This window comes from Paenibacillus gorillae (assembly GCF_000513275.1).
In the GTDB taxonomy this organism is placed as follows: Bacteria; Bacillota; Bacilli; order Paenibacillales; family Paenibacillaceae; genus Pristimantibacillus; species Pristimantibacillus gorillae.
The window spans coordinates 1-18,499 of the sequence record NZ_CBVJ010000052.1 but is presented as its reverse complement, the minus strand read 5'-3'; the positions used below and the strand labels follow the sequence as shown (position 1 = coordinate 18,499).

The following is an 18,499-nucleotide window of genomic DNA, read 5'->3' as shown; positions in this document are numbered from 1 at the left end:
AGCAAGAGCAAGAGCAAGAGCAAGAGCAAGTGGAAAAGCAAGAGCAAGAGCAAGAGCAAGAGCAAGAGCAAGAGCAAGAGCAAGAGCAAGAGCAAGAGCAAGAGCAAGTGGAAAAGCAAAAGCAAGTTCGAGACCAAGTAAGATATGGGTGTAAGTAAGTGTAATTGTCAGTATAAATGTGAGTATAGAGTATGAACTTATATATTTCTAAGTTATATTGTCAATTCGGATAATGGTGCTAAAGGGGCGGAAAAGATGGTTGGATGGATCGACGAGTGGTGGCTTAGAGCGCTGGCCGGTTTGATAGGCAGCGGCTTGATTGCCCTTGCAGCCTATCGATTCCGCTCATTGTCGGGCTCGGGTGCCTGGTCGGCAGTTGTGATGGGGACGGGCTTCGTTACATTAGGCGAGCCGGTATGGTTCGGCTGTCTGATCGCTTTTTTCGTCACTTCGACGCTATGGTCGAAGTGGAAAAAGCGGCATCGCGCCAAGGCGAAGGCGGAAGCCAATTATGAGAAAACCGGCCGCCGCGATGCCGGCCAGGTATGGGCCAACGGCGGCGTAGGCCTGCTGCTCTGCGCAGCAGATGCATGGCTGCCTTCGCCGGGCTGGCTTTACGCCTATATCGGCGTGATGGCCGCCGTTAATGCGGATACATGGGCGACCGAGATCGGCGCCCTGAGCAAGTCCGCGCCGCGCTCGATCACGAGCGGCAAGGTAGTGCCAGCGGGCACGAGCGGCGCGGTAACGCTGCTCGGCTCCGCAGCAGCGCTCGCAGGCGCCGCCCTCATCGGCGGCGTCGCGGCAGCGCTGCTGGCGCTCCAGCAGCAGCACGTTGGCGCTGCTGCGGGCGCATGGGGCGGCGCGGCGGCGCTAGTCGCAGCCGCCGCTGCCGCCGGCCTGGCCGGCTGCTTCGCGGATTCGCTGCTGGGCGCGACCGGCCAGGCCATGTACCGCTGCCGGGTATGCGGCAGCGATACCGAGCGCGGCGTCCATTGCGGCGCCGCTGCCGAGCGAGTGCGCGGCTTCGCATGGCTGAACAACGACAGGGTGAACCTCCTGTCGTCTCTGCTCGCCGGTGTGATCGGCTGGGCGCTGGGCACGCTGCTGCTCTAGCTCTTAAAAAGGCCCTGTCAGGATTAATGGAAATCCTGACAGGGCCTTTTTGCGTCTGTGCCGCCTGCTCTCACATTGTCTAAGACCCTCGCAGGGTCTTAACCTACCCCAACTGGCAAGAAAAACGCTGTGAAGTAGGCAGTTTTAATTGCATAAGACCCTGCCAGGGTCTTAACAGGCCCAAATGTGTTGTCCTCTCATAGGTTAAGACCCTCGCAGGGTCTCAACCTACCCAACCCGGCAAGAAAATTGCCTGTAAGTAGGCTATTTTAATTGCATAAGACCCTGTCAGGGTCTTAACAGGCCCAAATGTGTTGTCCTCTTATAGCTTAAGACCCTCGCAGGGTCTTAACCTACCCAATTGGCATGAAAAATGCCAGCAAGTAGGCTATTTTAATTGCATAAGACCCTGCCAGGGTCTTAACAGGTCAAAATGTGTTGTCCTCTAATGAGTTAAAACGCTCGCAGAGTCTTACCTGCCTCCCACAAAAAAGGGGTCAGAGCAGGGTATTACCCTGTTCTGACCCCTTTTCATATGCGTTATTTCGTCAATTGCTCCATTTGCGTAATCAAGTTTTCGAACACGCTCATGGCTTGCTCAATCGGCTCAGGCGAAGACATATCTACGCCAGCCTTCTTGAGAATGTTGATCGAGAAGTCGCTGCCGCCGCTTTTCAGGAAGCCGAGGTAACGATCGACTGCCGGAGCGCCTTCCTCCAGGATTTGCTTGGAGAAGCTGGTTGCAGCAGAGAAGCCTGTCGCATATTTGTACACGTAGAAGCTGGTGTAGAAATGCGGGATGCGTGCCCATTCCATCTCGATATCTTTGTCCACGACCATATCTTTGCCGTAATACAGCACGTTCAGATCGTAGTAGATTTTGCTAAGCTCTTGCGGTGTAAGCGATTCGCCTTGCTCTGTCCGCTCATGAACGATTTTTTCGAACTCGCCGAACATCGTTTGACGGAACACCGTCGTCCGGAATTGATCGGCATAGTACGTCAACAGGTACATTTTCTCCTTCGGATCAGTCGACTTGCTCAGCAGATAATCCATCAGCAGCGCTTCATTCAGCGTAGAAGCAACCTCTGCCAAGAAAATCGTATACTGCGCATCGCGGTAATTCTGATTCGTATCGGAGTAGTACGAGTGGAGGGCGTGCCCCATCTCATGCGTCAACGTAAACATGCTGTTCAGGTTATCCTTGTGATTCAGCAGCACGTAAGGATGCGTGCCGAAAGCTCCCCAGCTGTAAGCGCCGCTGCGTTTGCCTTCGTTCTCATACACATCGATCCAGCCTTTGTCGAAGCCGTCTTGCAGAACAGCCAAATAATCTTCGCCAAGCGGCTTCAAGCTTTCTTTAACAGTCGCTTTCGCTTCATCGAATGTAATGTCCATATCGAATTCGTCCACGAGCGGAGCGAACAGGTCATACATATGGAGCTCATCGACGCCCAGCAGTTTTTTACGAAGATTCATGTATCTATGCATGAGCGGCAGATGCTTATGAATCGTATCGATCAAATTCGTATACACCGTTTGCGGGATGTTGTCACCATAAAGCGACATATCCAGAGCCGACGGGTATTTGCGGGCACGAGCGTAAAAAATATTTTTCGTAATGTTCGCATTCAGCGTCGTTGCGAGCGTATTTTTCAGCTTGCCGTATGTATCGTACATCGTTGTGAACGCGTTTTGGCGTACCTCACGGTTTTTACTTTCCAAAAATTGAATATAACGGCCTTGTGTCAGCTCGATTTCTTCGCCGTTTTCATTTTTCACCTTCGGAAACTTTAAGTCTGCATTGTTGAGAATGCTGAAAATCGTGCCAGGAGCCGAGCTTACGTTGCCGACCTGAGCCATTAACGCTTCCTCGCTTTTGGACAGTATATGTGCTTTCTGACGGCGCATTTCTTCCAGCGTATGGCGATACAGGGCCAGCTCCGGATCAGCGATGAACGCATCAAGCTGCTCGTCGGACAACGACAGCACTTCCGGTGTTACAAAAGAAAGCGCTTCTCCTGTCTCCACGCTGATTTTTTTGGATTTGTCGGAGAGCGCCTGATAGACAGGCTCCGCCGTATCTTCATGATGCTTCATATTGGCATATACATAAAGCCGTTCTACATGAAGGGACAGCTGATCTTCAAGCTCGAAGCAGGCTTTGAGCTGCTTGGCATCGGCAAGCTTGCCTTCGAAAGCGCCGGCTTGTTTGATCAAGCTTTTAGCATCCGCATACTCTTTGTCCCATGCGGCTTGATCTTTAAACAAATCCTCCAGCTTCCAGCGGTTTTCCACTGCGGTTTCGGAACGTTTCGGTACGTGATTCATCGAACTCCTCCTCGGAACGGATATCGTAGATCGGTATACATGCCCTTCATTTGCAGCATGTGTTTTGGGCTGAGCGGCAAGGTCTGCCGCTGCGGAACCCGGCGTCAAACTTAACGCCAATAGGACGGGAAGCCATTTCATCGTGCGGTCACCTCTGGAACACAGTTTGTCCTAGTATGTCCGGCACGCTCCCTATTACTCCTGTCCCATCGTAAATAAGCTATAGACGACTAGAAAGAATGAAAAAGCGATAAATGCGATCGAAATGAGCGCCAAGCTGCGTCTAAATTGAGGGGCGATTGACTCGCGCTTCATAAAGACAACGGCGCCCAGTACAAAAGATGCGATGACAAAAATGATGGTAGCTGAAAAATCCATCGGCGGCGTATACCTCCTGTATTGTCGTATGCGGACCGTTGTATCGTTATGTTCGCCGCAAACCCTATTATTTCCTTCCCGCATTAGCGTTCAGAGGGGCTCCGGTGAAACCTGGACTGCCTATACCGATTTAAAAGCTGCGATTATCGCATCGCGTTCTTCTTCACGGCCTTCATAGCTCGCCCGCTTGAAGCGATTTTCAGCCCAGTGGAGCATTTCCGGACGGCTGACGAACGTATGGCATTCCTCGCCCCATTGATCGGAAATCTCTCGTACGATCAGCGTCTTGCCTTGAACTTCGACCGTAAGCATATTGTATTTATCGATTTTGTATATTTCGTGCTTTTTGAACATCTGTATGTCCACCTTTCTATCCATCTCCTGTTTGGAAAAACGGATTGTTCTCATCATAGCCAAAAAAGAGGGTGGAAATCAATAAGCATCGGTAGTAATATAGGTATAATCTGCTAAAATGCAGTGAAATTTCCGGCAAGGATAGCCTTGTCAGGAAAAGATGAGTTGAGAAGAGCGTAGCTGAGATGAGGAGAGTGTTCGTAAATGAAGCAGCATTATGAGCAAATTGGCGTGGCAATGACTTGCCGCGGGTATGACGAGTATGTCCGGATGTTTGATTTAAAGGAAAATGACATTCAGGCAGGCAAAGTGCTGGACGTGGCATCGGGAGGTTCTTCTTTTACAGCAGAAGCCCGGAAAAGAGAAATTGAAGCATTTGCGGTTGACCCGCGATATCAGCAGCCAAACACAGAGCCATGGATTGCAGAAGCGTTGGAAGAGATCGGTGTTTCTACAGCCAAGCTTGCCAAGCTGGAATCATCATTCGATTGGAGCTATTATGGAAGTCTCGAACGTCACCGTGCGGGGAGAGAAGCTTCGCTTGAGCTGTTTGCCAATCATTTGAGAACCGAAGAGGGGAAAAGCTGCTATTTCGGCGGTGCGCTGCCAGAACTGCCGTTCGCGAACAGCACATTCTCGCTCGTTACTTGCAGTCATTTCCTGTTTCTATATGCCGAGCAATTCGGCTTTGAATTTCATAAACAATCGATATTGGAGTTAATGCGTGTGTGCAGGCCCGGCGGCCAAGTGCGGATTTATCCGCTGTTGTCGCTCAAGTGGGACCGGTTTGATGCATTGAATGAGTTAATAACCGCCATCGAGGGAGCGGGCGGAAAGGCAGACCGACTGCCTTCCCGGTTGCCGTTCATACCGGGTTCCACTGAGTTTTTGCGCATTACGATAATGGAATAGAGTGGTAGAGACAGAACAAGAGCTTCCGGAATCCGGAGGCTCTTGTTCTGTTTTATATGTTTTGGAGCAGTGCTAGAGCAAGGCATTATCCGAATCTGAGGGGCTGCAAAATGTAAAAGTACATGTTGTTCGGCTGAAAAAGGTCACTTCGCCGCTTCAAAATGAAAAAGTGCATTTAGTTTGGCCAAATTGGCTTGATTTAGGCAGTTTTGGCCCATCCAACCTGCACTTTTACATTTAGATCTGCTTTTTAGGCCATATAAGCAGATTTAAAATGCAGTTTTGCATTTTGTTCCATTTGGAAGCGAAACAACGAGCAGCAGAGAGTGCTCAGAAACAGCCGTTTAGGCGCCCAAAATGCACTTTTTTCATGAAAATAGTTAGTGTGTTCACAACTCCAGTTGCTTCAAGGCTCGCACCAATTCTATTTTCATAACCCCGCCAGCTAGCGCGGCGTGCGGCGTTGCATCAAGGCCGCCGATCTCCCCGCGGCCCAGCCAGCACAACTACAAGTAAGCCCCTGACCACCGCCTTCCAAAGGCAGCGACTTACTCTCGTATTTACTCCACTTCATCTTATCACTAAGCTGTCGAACTCCTCGTATAGTAATACTGCCCGAGGAAGCCGGCCGCAGCAAGCACGGCGAGCAGGGAAGCCGTATGGAAGAAGGAGCTGCGTCCAAATTGCTCGAAAATGTAACCGCCCGCCGTACCGCTTATAAACCCGGCCAAGCCGGTCCAGACGACGGCGTATACCGCTTGCCCGGAAGAACGGAACTCATCGGGAATGAGCTGGGAGATATAGCGCAGCGCGGTGGAGAAGTAGATGCCGAATGTAATGCTGTGCATCAATTGGGTAGCAATGACCCAACGCGGGTCATCCAGTTCGCCAAGCATCCACATGCGGACGGCGTACATGATGCTGGCGATGGCAAGTAAAGGAAGCTCCTTGAAGCGGTGCCCATACTTGCCGAGCAGGAACAGAATCGGTATTTCACTGGCGGCGGACATCAGCCAGGCCAGTCCAATGAGCGAATCACTTGCTCCCAGCTGGCGAAGCGTAATCGCGAGAAAGCCCTCATACATCCGATGAGAGATGGAGACCAGCAGCAGGACGAAGAAGAAGATAACGACCTGCGGCTTGCGCATTAATTGAAAAAAACCGGAAAACTCGATTTTTCGCGAGCTGGTGCGATAATCCCGAATGAAAAATGACAATAGGATCGTAATTGTAATGGTTGCCAGACCAATTGGCAGCGTCCATTCGGAGCCGACCGCCTTCAGCAGCAGTCCGAAGGCATAGGCGGAAGAAGCGAAGCCCAGCGAGCCGAATATCCGGATCAACGCATAAGGCGTTCCCGTATATTGGCTGGAGAGCAGGACGAGGCTGTCGCTAAGCGGATTGATTGGCGTCTGGAAAAAATAAAAGGCCGTCATCACCAGGCATATGACAGCGAAATGCTCCACCGGGAATAGCAGCGCAAGCATAGCCAGCTGTCCGAACAATAGCAGGGTGAGCAGCTTTTTGATCGTTTGAAATTTGTCGCTGGCCCAGCCTAGCAGTACGTTGGCGAAGATGGAGATGAACGGGCCTGTTGCGTAAATAATGCCAATTTGATGTTCGGAGAAACCCCGATCCATAAAATATAAAGGGATATAGGAGACCAGCAGCGCTTGCGTTGAATAAGCGGCAAAGCTGAAGCCGCGGAGCGCAGTCGTTTCCCTTCTTGCAGAGGAGCTTCGCTTGGAATTTGAATTGCTTGTATCGCTAGATTCTGCTTGGTCCATTGGTACCTTTCACTCCATATCTGTCTCGTAATTCCGTGTTATGATTTTATTTAGTATAGCATGAACTGCTGGATTATTGTTTGGTGAAATGGTACATTTATGTTTGGAGGTTTGATCGTGGGGAAGTATCGGTTTCAGTGGAATGAACGGCTGCGCATCGCGCTCCCTGTGATGGAACAGGATTGGGAGCTGTACGATGGCGCCGAACAGGCTGATATGGTGGAGCGATGGGAGCTTATACGCGGAACGATTCCGGATCGGATCATGGAGCTGGAGAGAGTTATCCGCGTCAAGCAAAACGAATTGTTCGAAGAGGACAGCTTTCCGGAGTCCTGCCGAATTAATTCGGATATCGCCGAATTGGCCAGCCGGATCAATGATTTGCAGATCTGGTACCGGGTCAGTCAGGAACTGGAGACGCCTCTGTCTCCGTCATGATCAACGAGGAGGGCACATCATGCTTATTACGACACTATCAGGCAGCCAGGTGCCTCAAAGCCCTTTGAAGCTGATGTATCGCGTCTATAAGTACATACTGCCTGAGGTTGAGTCAGAGCTGAGCAAGCTGCGGGCCATGGCGGAACGGATACCCGATGAGGAGCTCCGTACGCAGGCACTGGACAGCTTGTCGAGCAAAAAAGTTTCATTGCCAGGGCGGAGCCGTGTACGCCTGCGCCAATCTGGAGCAGCGGCACATCCTGATCCCGCTTATCGTGGCGCTGCAGACGATCAGCGATTATCTGGACAATCTGTGCGATCGCAGTACGTCGCTTGATCCCGATGATTTTCGCCTGTTGCACCAGTCGATGCTGGATGCCGTGGATCCTGAGGCCGAGCCGAAGGACTACTACGCCTTGCGCCGGGAGAGGGACGACGGCGGTTATTTGCGGCATCTTGTTCTTGTCTGCCAGCGGAATGTTGCGCAGCTTCCTTCCTATGGAAGCGTACAGCGCGTCGTAAGCGAGCTGGTTAGTCTTTATGGCGACTTGCAGGTGTACAAGCATATTCGCAAAGACTTGAGGGAAACGGAATTGATGGCTTGGTGGCATGAACATGAAAGCCGCTATCCGCATTTGCGGTGGCATGAATTTGCCGCTGCAACGGGCTCGACGCTGGGTATGTTCATGCTGTTTCTGGCGGCGAGCGGAGACGGCCTTTCCGCAGCCGATGCCGATTCCATCAAGCGTATCTATTTCCCGCATGTTTGCAGTCTTCATATTTTGCTCGATTATTTGATCGATCAAGAGGAGGACAAAGCCGGAGGCGATTTGAATTTCTGCAATTACTACGAGAGCAGCAGCTTGCTCGTCGATCGTATCGGTTGGATCGCAAGTAAGGCTCGCGTAGATGTGCAGCAGCTTCCGGCTCCGAGATTCCATCGTCTCGTTATCGAAGGCTTGCTGGCGCTGTATTTGTCGGACCCGAAAGTGAAATCTCAGTCCGATGTAATGCGTGTAACCCGCAAGCTAATGAAGAACAGCCCGCTTACCCGCTTGTTTTTTTTGATCAACAGCATTTGGATTCGAAAACAACAGGCTTAGATATAATTATCATCGTTTTGGAGGAATGTATCATGTCAGCAGTAAAATCGATTGCAGTATTAACGAGCGGTGGCGATTCCCAAGGAATGAATGCCGCAGTCCGCGCAGTTGTGCGGAGCGCTATTTACAACGGAATTGAAGTTTATGGCGTTCAACGCGGTTACCAAGGCCTTATCAACGACGACCTGCGTCCAATGGATCTTCGCAGTGTTGGCGACATCATTCAACGCGGCGGCACGATCCTGCAAACTGCCCGTTGCAAGGAGTTTACGACGGCAGAAGGTCAGCAGCGCGGCGCAGAGGTGCTTCGCAACCGGGGAATCGACGGTCTGGTTGTTATCGGCGGCGATGGCTCCTACCAAGGAGCGAACAAGCTGAGCAAGCTGGGCATCAAGACAATGGGCTTGCCGGGAACGATCGATAATGACATTCCATTTACTGATTTCACAATTGGCTTCGATACCGCAGTTAGTATCGTAGTGGATGCAATCAACAAAATCCGCGATACGATGTCTTCGCATGAACGCTCTTCGGTCGTAGAGGTTATGGGACGCCATTGCGGCGATATCGCTCTGTACGCAGGTCTGGCAAGCGGTGCGGAGACGATTATCGTTCCCGAAGTTCCTTACGATTCGAAAGAAGTGTCGGAACGGATGAAGGCAAACTTCGAAAAAGGCAAACGCCACAGCATCGTTGTTGTTGCAGAAGGCGCAGGCAAAGGCGAGACGGTTGCCAGCGAGATTCTGGACGGCTGCGGCCTGGAGCCGCGTGTTACCGTACTCGGTCATATCCAGCGCGGCGGCGCGCCGACAGCGGCAGACCGTATTCTTGCAAGCCGGCTGGGCGATTTCGCCGTTCATCAATTGATGGCTGGGGACTCCGGCAAAGCTTGCGGTATCGTACGCGGCGAGCTGATTACGACGGACATCGATACGGTTGTTAATTCGAAAAAGCCGTTCAACATGGAAATGTATGAGCTGGCGCTTCGTCTTTCCCAATAAAAACAATTATCACAGATAGAACGCCGGAGCCGGATGCTCCGGCGTTTTTTCGTTTTCACATATTGCCCGAATTAAAGTTTTGTTTATATCCAGTTTATAATAGAGAGGTAATCTTCTTTCAGAGACAGAGATAAGGAGTGGAGAATTTATGGAATCTGAAATGAAAGTCGATAAGAAGAGAAAGCTGGGAAGCTGGAAGCCGTTTCTTCGTATGATCTGGGAAACGAAGCCTTCGAAATGGATGCTTGGCGTTGCGCTTGGACTTAGTATAGTATCCACCTTAGTAGGTCTAGTTGTTCCTCTTTTCACCAAAAATGTGGTCGACAGCTTTACATTAACGAGTATAAGCTCAGGTCAAATTGTTATTCTAGCACTAGCGTTTCTGGGCCAAGCGGCCGCTGCCGGCGTTTCTATTTATTTGCTAAGCCGAATTGGACAGACGGTAGTCGCGAAGCTGAGGGACCGGCTGTGGAAGAAGCTGCTTGCACTCGCGATTCCTTATTATGACAAGCATCGTACAGGTGATACGATCAGCCGTGTAACCAATGATACAGCGATAGTTAAAGGACTTATTACGGAGCATATGACCGGATTTTTCAACGGCATTATTTCCATTATCGGTGCGATCGTCATTATGGTGCTGCTGGATTGGAAAATGACGCTGATCATGCTGCTGGCTGTACCGCTGGTATTAGCTGTTATGCTGCCAATCGGCCGTATGATCATGAAGCTCTCCAAATCACTTCAGGATGAGACCGCAACCTTTACCTCAAATTTGAACCAGGCATTATCGGAAATCCGGCTCGTTAAAGCGTCCAACGCGGAGCCGCTTGAGTATGAACGAGGAAAAGGCTCCATTATGAAGCTGCTTCAAATGGGTATTCGGGAAGGCAAGCTGATGGCCTTTATTTCGCCGCTTATCGGACTGGTTATGATGGGGATGCTTGTGCTGATTATCGGTTACGGCGGTATGCGGGTATCTGCAGGAGAATTGACGGCCGGCGATCTCGTAGCATTCATTCTTTATCTCATTCAAATTGTGATGCCGATTAACCAGATCTCTACGTTCGTCACGCAGATGAACAAAGCGGTAGGTGCGACAGAGCGAATTATCGAGACGCTGGATTCCGAAGAAGAGCCTATCCATAGCGGAGATCCGCTGGTGAACGCACGTCAGCCGATTGCGATTGAAAAGGTGTCGTTCGCTTATGGAGATAATGATGCTGTATTGAAAGATATTGATTTTACGCTTCAGCCTGGCAAAGTAACGGCGATCGTTGGCCCAAGCGGAGGCGGCAAGACGACGATGTTCTCGCTGCTGGAGCGATTCTACGAGCCGCAGCAGGGCGCCATCAAGATTGGCGATAAAAGCATCTATGACCTGTCGCTTGATTCCTGGAGAAGTCATATCGGCTATGTGTCGCAGGAGAGTCCATTAATTGCCGGTACGATTCGGGATAATCTCACTTACGGATCGAGCCGGGAAATCTCAGATGCGGAAATCTTTCATGCCGCACGAATGGCTTATGCCGATATCTTTATTGAAGAGATGCCGGATAAGTACGAGACCGAGGTTGGCGAACGGGGCATTAAGCTGTCAGGCGGCCAGCGCCAGCGGATTGCGATTGCCAGAGCGCTGCTGCGTGATCCGAGCATTCTGATGCTGGACGAAGCGACCTCAAGCTTAGACAGCAAATCCGAAGTTGTCGTTCAGCAGGCGCTGGACAATCTAATGGATGGACGTACTACGCTTGTCATCGCCCATCGTCTGTCGACAGTCGTGGATGCCGATCAGATTCTGTTCGTAGAAAAGGGTACCATTACAGGAAGAGGCACGCATGAGGAGCTGCTGCATTCCCATGAGCTGTATAGAGAATTCGCCAATCAGCAGCTGCGCATTCTGGAGCAAGTGTAACTGCTTGCTGGAAAGGAAGGGGAACAGTGATGGTCAGAATCGCGGTTGTAGACGACGACGATCATATTCGTCAGTTAGTGAAGCATTTTTTGCAAGCGGAGGGCTTTGATGTATCGGAGGCTGCTAACGGAGTAGAAGCGCTGGAGCTGCTGGAGTCCGTGAATGCGGATCTGATCATTATCGACGTGATGATGCCTGAGATGGACGGCTGGGAGCTCTGCAGGCAGCTCAGCGTTCATTACAGCGATATGCCAAGGCTGATGCTGACAGCCAAAGGGGAGACGTCCCAGAAGCTGAAAGGCTTTGATCTGGGTGCGGATGATTATTTGGTGAAGCCTTTCGAACCTCTGGAACTGATCGCCCGCGTAAAAGCTTTGCTTAAGCGTTACCGGATCGCCTCGTCGCAGACGGTCCAAGCGGGCGCGCTGACGCTCAACCGCGCTTCTCATATGGTGACTGTGAATGGGGAGTCGTTCACGCTTCCCATGAAAGAGTTTGAGCTGTTGTTCAAGCTCGCCAGCTATGCCGGACAATCCTTCTCGCGAGGCCAACTGATCGAATCGATATGGGGCTATGACTTTGAAGGAAATGAACGAACGCTGGACGTTCACATTAACAGATTGCGTGAACGATTCCAGGAAACGGAGCATGGCTTTCGTATCGTCACCATACGAGGGCTGGGCTACCGGCTGGAGGCGGTTGAATGAACTGGAGGCAGCTGAGGGACAAACGCTGGTGGCAGGTCACAAAAGCGGTTATGGCCGTGCTGACGATGCTTTGTGCCATCGTGGGCAGCTGGACCCTCGTCTATTTCGGCAGTCATTTTATTTACGAATGGACGGATTGGCGGCCGTCGCAATATGTGGCGCAAATGATCAATTTATTGCTGGGTCTCGTTGTATTATTCGGGTTGACCCAAATCGTGGCGATTTTTGTCAGGTCCCGGCATGTGGAAATAAGCCAATCGCTGACGGAGGCTATGCGGAGAATTGCCAAAGGAGATTTTAAGGTAAGACTTGAGATCGGAAATCAGGATCACGGGCCGTTTCAAAATATTATGCGGGAAATTAATCATATGGCTGTCGAGCTGGATGAGATGGAGCAAATGCGGCAAGGGTTTATATCGGATGTCTCGCATGAAATCCAGTCGCCGCTCACCTCAATTAGCGGGTTTGCCCGCGCTTTGCAAAGCGGAGAGCTGACGCAGGAGACACGTAATGATTATTTGCGCATCATCGAGAGTGAGAGTGACCGCCTGTCGAAGCTGAGCGATAATCTGCTGAAGCTGACTTCGCTGGAGTCGGATAAGCACCCGTTCGAGCCGAAGCGTTATCGGCTGGACCGGCAACTAGGCACACTAATTTTGGCATGCGAACCGCAGTGGCTGCAGAAATCGATTGAAATGAATGTTGATATGGGTGAAACATTCGTAACAGCAGATGAGGATTTGCTCAGCCAGGTCTGGATTAATCTGATCAGCAACAGCATTAAATTCACGCCCGAGGGCGGGACCATCGATATCCGGCTCCGCCAGTCAGAAGGGGAGACTGCCTTGTTCGAGATCCGTGATACTGGCATCGGTATTACCTCTGACAATCTGGAGCTGATCTTTCAGCGCTTCTATAAAGCAGACAAGTCTCGGAATTATAAGGCTGGAGGAAGCGGTCTGGGGCTGTCGCTTGTTAAAAAAATCGTCGATCTGCATGGCGGAGGCATTCAGGTGAAAAGCACAGTCGGGAACGGGACGGCGTTCACCGTAACGCTGCCGCCGGTTAAGACGCAGGGGAGCATGTAAGAGGGAGAACCAAGAAACCACCGGTGCAGTTAGTGCTAGAGGGTTCTTTTTAGATGAAAAAGAAAAAATATTTGTAATTGACACAAAATGACGTGCCGTTTGGCACGTCATTTTATTGTTCTTGTAATAAATTCGTCTATTACCATACAGAAAGTCCCGTTCTGAAATCATTGTCTTCCGTTACATATTCAACTTTCTCGTACTTTTTATTGACTGCATTATTATAAAGTGATTCAATTTGATCCTTATCTTTACAGTAAATTGTAACATAAACAGAATCAACGATTAAGAGAACGAGGTGACAATCACTTTTCAGGAATTCATCAAACGTTGATACATCTACTACTCTCTTTCCTTTAGGGTATGCCTTAATGTTTAAAAAACGATCAAATATTGCTTTTTCTTTTCAATCGTTCTTTTTAGAATCGCTCCGTCTAATCCAAACACTTCCTTCGGGAAAAGAGGCTCCAACTGATTGTCATTTATGAAGTACGATTCCTCTCCTCCGATATACCAATCGTACTTAGTAATATCAAAAGTATTTAGTATCTCTTTAAGAAAATTTCCATATTCATTAGGAATCTCAAAAGAAAGTCCTCTTGTCATTTTCATACCCCATTTCAGAAAATAGCGTCTGTTTATTAATATTCTCAAGAAAATATTTTGTCGAGTGGACATTCGCATGCGATATTTTATGTAATGGAAGTATCATATTAATTTAGATTATATGCTGAAAATCGATGAAGCAATTGATCTATAAAGAAAAATGACGACCTAAACTGTTGTCAGTTTATTCGTCATTTTTCATGTCAATCTGATGTGCTGCACCTCAAAACGAAATCCGTTACATATTATGCAGCCGGCGGTTCTTTGTTTATTTATAATCGACGCCAGGTGAATATTTATTGCCGGCGTTCCAGAGCAAATACTCTTTGACTCCAGAGTCTTCCAGCGCTTTGATCTGCGCTTCGACTTCTTCTTTTCCATATTTCACATAATGGCCTTTACCCAGCCAGCTTGCAGTGAAATCTTGAATCCAAGGGCGGATGATCGGCTTATCCTTGCCGATCGGATCTAATTTCTTATGCGTATCGACCATCGCACCCTTGATTGTTGCATAAGGGCTCTTGTCAGGGTCCGTTTGCTTAAACCAGCCGGTGCTGTAATGGCTCGGGTAGATCATTGGCGAGATGACATGGACGTCATTCGAAATTTTCACAAAGTCCTGGCCGATACCCTCAGCAGCGGGAACGGATGCCGCATAGCCGAAAATATCGACCGATACGCGTACGCCAAGCGGCTCAAGCTGCTCTCGCGCATATTTGACGAATCCGGCAACGACGTTTACACGGCTGTCTTCGGTTTTGTCGAATTGGAGAGACTCGGCTTTTTTCTCAAAGCCTTCAGGAAAACGGACGTAATCGAACTGGATTTCCTTGAAGCCTAGTCTTGCCGCTTCCTTCGCAATATCGACATTATATTTCCATACTTCCTCACGGTACGGATTAACAAAGCTTTCGCCGCGCCCGTTTTTCCATATGGTGCCGTCGCTGTGCAGGAAGCTCAGCTCAGGCTGCTTACGGGCGAGCGCCGTATCCTTGAATACAACGATCCGAGCGATCGGATAAATATGATGCTGCTTTAGTGAAGCCATTAAGACGCTGATGTCTTTAATATATTTTTGAGGCGTTCCTTTTTCCAGCAGCTCTGGCGTTTGAGTAGGATAAGTTATGTATCCGTTGTCGTCTTTAATATCGATAACCATACTGTTTAAGTCTGTATCGTCAACCAGCTTGAGCAGCGATTCCATTCTGGCGCCTCCTGCGCTGTGTGCAGTGACGTAGATGCCCTTGACGACTGGCGCATCCGGTTGAGGGTCTTGTTTCTTGCCGTCGGCCGGCAGAATTGGCGTTACGTTTCCGGCAAAGGCGGTCTCGACGACGGTCTGTCCGGCTGCGGCGTTGAGCATGGAAGCTGCAACATGGCCCGCGGCGGCATTTTCTTCCCCGGTACCTGTCATGAGACTATACATTAACATCATTGTAGAAAAGAAGATGTCCATTAAGCTCTCTCCCCGCTAGCTATTCTTCCCAGATTATAAAGCAGAAACGGTCCTCATGACACTTATTTTTTTAGAATGGCTCCATTTTTAAGCTGACCAATTGTTTCTAATTTTGCGGATGATACATTGAAACGTCCTGATGAAGGGAACAAAAAAGCCCGCTGATTTGAATCAGCAGGCTCACTTTTATACCTAATCGCGATTACCCGTACTGTCATTGAAGCCAAGCATCTCTTTGATGCTCGCAAATGCTGTGCTGCACGATCTCCATCGCATCCGCCGGCTCAAGAACAGCAAGTCCGTCCCTCAGCACGATGTTGATTGCCAGTTCGCGCTTTGTCAGGAAGGAACTGAGCTCGGGCGCAAGTTTTTCCACAATCTGCGACAATGTGACGGTTTCCATATCCACCTGAGCATCACCCTTTCATGATAGTTTAAGGGCAAATCATATGGCAAGAAACTTAAACGAACGGGATAACCACATTATAACAGCATCGCATATAAAAACATAGGGATATGTATATGAATCCATATCTGTCCATATGCGCTCCGCTCTAATGACCGCTATTCCTTGGGTTTGGAAAAATCTCCGACTACGCCTACGGTTTCCACGATGTTGACGAAAGCCTTCGGGTCGATCGAGACAATCGTCTTCCGCAACTCCTCTAACTCATAGCGTGTCCTGACGGTCATCAGCATATCCCGTTCGATATCCGAATAGGCGCCGCGCGTCTTAATGATTGTAATCCCTCTTGGATGGGCGAGGAGCTTGCGTATCAGTTCTTCGGTTTTGTTTGTAACGATGAACGCCGTCACTTTAATGTGGCGGACATGGATAATATCGACGAGTTTTCCTGCAGTATAGATGGCGAGAAGCGAGTAAAGGGCAGAGTTCCAATCTTTGGTGAAAACAACGAGCGCGGCAATTACGGCCCCGTTGAGCGTAAAGATGATCATGCCAATAGGCAGATCACGTCTTCGCGTGACGATGGAGGCGATAATGTCGAAGCCTCCGGAGGAACCGCCGTACCGCAGCGTCAAGCCGGTTCCGAAGCCTACGATGATGCCGCCGAATACGGCGCCCAGCACGACATCGTCGGCAATTGGCTCAGTAGGGATAATCTGCATGAACAGCGTCGAAATAAGAACAGTGATAAGGCTCCATATTATAAATCTGCGGCCGACGGCGAACCATCCCCATACCAGCACCGGGATATTGAGCAGCAAATAGAGCCAGCCGATATTGCCTCCTGTTATATAACCGATCATCATGGCAACGCCGGATAAGCCTCCGCTTAGAAGCTGATGGGGAATGAGAAATAGGTTAAAGCCTGAGGCGATGAGAAGTGACCCCACGACCATCGCAGCAGCAGCAAAAATATTAGTCCGGATATTTTTTTTCACAGCAACCTTCTCCTTGAAAACGGCTTAAGCGGGGATATTAAGCCGGAAACCGGCTTAAATACCGCTTGGCAAAGATGGATTAAATACTCGCTTAGTATGGCTTTTTTCAGTTAACTGGTATTCGTATCGATATTTATGCTATAATGATTCAGATATTTTTAAGTAGGCTGCAGATAAAAAGGAGTATGAGAAAGTTTGAAAACATTTGCTGAATTTGGCCTGGAACCGAAAGTGTTGCAGGCAATTACGGAGCTTGGGTTTGAGGAATCCACCCCAATCCAAGACAAGTCCATTCCAATCGCAATGACAGGTAGCGATATGATCGGTCAAGCACAGACCGGTACAGGGAAAACAGCTGCATTCGGAATTCCGTTGATTAACAAAATTCCAACTAGCGAAGAGCGAATCGTCGCATTAATTATGACGCCGACCCGTGAGCTCGCTATCCAAGTAGCTGAGGAAATCGGGAAGCTGACTCGATACAAAGGTCTTCGTTCTTTGCCAATTTATGGAGGTCAAGAAATCGGCCGCCAAATCCGTGCATTGAAAAAGAAACCGCAAATCATTATCGGAACGCCAGGACGTTTGCTGGACCATATTAACCGCAAAACGATCCGTCTTGAAGATGTAAGAACAGTTGTACTTGACGAAGCGGACGAAATGCTGGACATGGGCTTCATGGAAGATATTCAATCCATCCTGAAGCTTGTACCGGATGATCGCCAAACGATGCTGTTCTCGGCTACTATGCCTCCGAACATTCAGAAGCTGGCTCAACAGTTCCTGAAAAATCCGGAGCATGTATCGGTTATACCGAAACAAGTAACGGCTCCATTGATCGATCAAGGCTACATTGAAGTACATGAGCGTCAAAAGTTTGAAGCGCTTAGCCGTTTGCTCGACATGGAATCCCCTGAGCTTGCGATCATCTTCGGACGTACGAAACGCCGGGTAGACGAACTGAGCGAAGGCCTGCAAAAACGCGGCTATTCCGCTGATGGCTTGCACGGTGACTTGTCGCAGAACCAGCGTGATAATGTTATGCGCAAATTCCGCGACGGCAGCATCGATGTTCTTGTAGCAACTGACGTTGCAGCACGCGGTCTCGACGTATCGGGCGTAACGCATGTTATCAACTTCGATTTGCCGCAAGATCCTGAAAGCTATGTTCACCGGATCGGCCGTACTGGCCGCGCAGGCAAAGAAGGTACAGCATGGTCGTTCGTAACGCCTCGCGAAACCGATCACCTGCACTTTATTGAGAAAGTAACGCGCCAGCGCATTAGCCGCAAACCGCTTCCAAGCCTTGCGGAAGCGATTGAAGGCAAACAACGCGTTACGGCTGAACGTATCCTTGAAACGGTCAACAATGAGGAGAGTTCGGAATATAAAGCAATTGCGATTCAATTGCTTGATCAATATGATTCCGTTCATCTGCTTGCAGCGGCAATTAAGCTGCTGACAGGCGAGAAGAAGGATGTCAACGTTGAACTGACACCTGAAGAGCCGCTTCGCGCGAAAAAACGCAAGCCGGACATTCGTTCGAACGGACGCCGTTATTCCGGCGGAAGCTCGTTCAACAACGGCAGCGGCAGCGGTAGCGGCAATCGCAGCAGCAACGGTGGCGGCGGCTACCGCGGACGCGACGATCGTCGTTCCGGCGGCGGTGGCGGCGGCTATCGCGGCAACAGCAGCAATTCCGGCGGCAGCGGCGGCTACGGCAACCGTGACAATGGCAACCGGAACCGCAGCAGTGAAGGACGCAGCGGTGAATCCCGTCGTCCGAAAAGCTCTTCCGAAGACTATGTAAATAACTGAGACAGGCCTTGCTCCAATAAACCAGGGAAGTCCGTTATGCCTTGCGGGCATCCCGACTTCCCTGGTTTTTCTTTTTAGAACGAGG

General features: G+C 49.8%; 17 protein-coding genes and 1 pseudogene. 9 read left to right on the top strand and 9 right to left on the bottom strand.

All coding sequences use genetic code 11. The features are described 5' to 3' along the window. The first annotated feature begins 255 nt into the window (after window positions 1-255). Window positions 256-1,116 (top strand): DUF92 domain-containing protein, encoded by an 861-nt coding sequence (locus tag TY10_RS09875; protein WP_042162868.1) that lies wholly within the window; start codon window positions 256-258, stop codon window positions 1,114-1,116. A gap of 540 nt (window positions 1,117-1,656) precedes the next feature. Here TY10_RS09875 and pepF read toward each other — a convergent pair. The 3 genes from pepF to TY10_RS09860 all read right to left on the bottom strand — a co-directional run bounded on the left by pepF (window position 1,657) and on the right by TY10_RS09860 (window position 4,179). Then, complete coding sequence (gene pepF, locus TY10_RS09870) at window positions 1,657-3,447, bottom strand: oligoendopeptidase F (protein ID WP_042162867.1); 1,791 nt, start codon at window positions 3,445-3,447, stop codon at window positions 1,657-1,659. Window positions 3,448-3,642: 195 nt separating this feature from the next. Beyond that, window positions 3,643-3,825: a hypothetical protein gene (locus TY10_RS09865; protein ID WP_042162866.1), complete on the bottom strand. Its 183-nt coding sequence runs from the start codon at window positions 3,823-3,825 to the stop codon at window positions 3,643-3,645. A gap of 120 nt (window positions 3,826-3,945) precedes the next feature. Continuing rightward, window positions 3,946-4,179 carry a hypothetical protein gene (locus tag TY10_RS09860; RefSeq protein ID WP_042162864.1) on the bottom strand — a complete coding sequence of 78 codons (234 nt, stop codon included), beginning with the start codon at window positions 4,177-4,179 and terminating at the stop codon, window positions 3,946-3,948. 204 nt (window positions 4,180-4,383) lie between these two features. On the opposite strand from TY10_RS09860, the gene TY10_RS09855 reads away from it, so the two are divergent. Continuing rightward, a complete protein-coding gene (locus TY10_RS09855; protein ID WP_042162863.1) occupies window positions 4,384-5,091 on the top strand; it encodes a class I SAM-dependent methyltransferase in 708 nt (235 codons plus the stop codon). A gap of 581 nt (window positions 5,092-5,672) precedes the next feature. Here the strand turns inward: TY10_RS09855 and TY10_RS09850 are convergent. Next, on the bottom strand, window positions 5,673-6,878 hold the full coding sequence (locus tag TY10_RS09850) for an MFS transporter (protein ID WP_042162862.1): 1,206 nt from the start codon (window positions 6,876-6,878) through the stop codon (window positions 5,673-5,675). A 117-nt stretch (window positions 6,879-6,995) separates the two neighbouring features. Between TY10_RS09850 and TY10_RS09845 the strand changes: the two genes are divergently transcribed. From TY10_RS09845 to TY10_RS09820, 6 genes and pseudogenes are all read left to right on the top strand, one after another. After that, window positions 6,996-7,316: a hypothetical protein gene (locus tag TY10_RS09845; RefSeq protein ID WP_042162860.1), complete on the top strand. Its 321-nt coding sequence runs from the start codon at window positions 6,996-6,998 to the stop codon at window positions 7,314-7,316. A 19-nt stretch (window positions 7,317-7,335) separates the two neighbouring features. Next, window positions 7,336-8,419 (top strand): annotated as a pseudogene (locus TY10_RS09840) (tetraprenyl-beta-curcumene synthase family protein). A 32-nt stretch (window positions 8,420-8,451) separates the two neighbouring features. Further along, window positions 8,452-9,420, top strand: coding sequence for a 6-phosphofructokinase (pfkA, locus tag TY10_RS09835; protein WP_042162859.1), 969 nt, complete (start codon window positions 8,452-8,454; stop codon window positions 9,418-9,420). 148 nt (window positions 9,421-9,568) lie between these two features. Beyond that, complete coding sequence (locus tag TY10_RS09830; protein WP_042162858.1) at window positions 9,569-11,335, top strand: ABC transporter ATP-binding protein; 1,767 nt, start codon at window positions 9,569-9,571, stop codon at window positions 11,333-11,335. A 29-nt stretch (window positions 11,336-11,364) separates the two neighbouring features. After that, a complete protein-coding gene (locus TY10_RS09825) occupies window positions 11,365-12,042 on the top strand; it encodes a response regulator transcription factor (RefSeq protein WP_042162857.1) in 678 nt (225 codons plus the stop codon). After that, window positions 12,039-13,130, top strand: coding sequence for a sensor histidine kinase (locus TY10_RS09820; protein WP_042162855.1), 1,092 nt, complete (start codon window positions 12,039-12,041; stop codon window positions 13,128-13,130). Before TY10_RS09825 ends, TY10_RS09820 begins: the two co-directional genes overlap by 4 nt. Before the next feature lie 139 nt (window positions 13,131-13,269). Here the strand turns inward: TY10_RS09820 and TY10_RS32225 are convergent, their stop codons facing one another. The 5 genes from TY10_RS32225 to TY10_RS09800 form a co-directional block, all read right to left on the bottom strand. Beyond that, a complete protein-coding gene (locus tag TY10_RS32225) occupies window positions 13,270-13,503 on the bottom strand; it encodes a DUF2691 family protein (protein WP_337588343.1) in 234 nt (77 codons plus the stop codon). A 2-nt stretch (window positions 13,504-13,505) separates the two neighbouring features. Continuing rightward, window positions 13,506-13,736, bottom strand: coding sequence for a DUF2691 family protein (locus TY10_RS32220; protein ID WP_337588342.1), 231 nt, complete (start codon window positions 13,734-13,736; stop codon window positions 13,506-13,508). 268 nt (window positions 13,737-14,004) lie between these two features. Next, window positions 14,005-15,192 (bottom strand): putative glycoside hydrolase, encoded by a 1,188-nt coding sequence (locus TY10_RS09810; protein ID WP_042162854.1) that lies wholly within the window; start codon window positions 15,190-15,192, stop codon window positions 14,005-14,007. Window positions 15,193-15,406: 214 nt separating this feature from the next. Next, window positions 15,407-15,595, bottom strand: a complete 189-nt coding sequence (locus TY10_RS09805) for a hypothetical protein (RefSeq protein WP_081735189.1) — start codon at window positions 15,593-15,595, stop codon at window positions 15,407-15,409. Between the two features lie 161 nt (window positions 15,596-15,756). After that, window positions 15,757-16,554: a YitT family protein gene (locus tag TY10_RS09800; protein ID WP_042162870.1), complete on the bottom strand. Its 798-nt coding sequence runs from the start codon at window positions 16,552-16,554 to the stop codon at window positions 15,757-15,759. A 237-nt stretch (window positions 16,555-16,791) separates the two neighbouring features. Between TY10_RS09800 and cshA the strand changes: the two genes are divergently transcribed. Continuing rightward, complete coding sequence (cshA, locus tag TY10_RS09795; RefSeq protein WP_042162852.1) at window positions 16,792-18,414, top strand: degradosome RNA helicase CshA; 1,623 nt, start codon at window positions 16,792-16,794, stop codon at window positions 18,412-18,414. Window positions 18,415-18,499 lie beyond the last annotated feature (85 nt).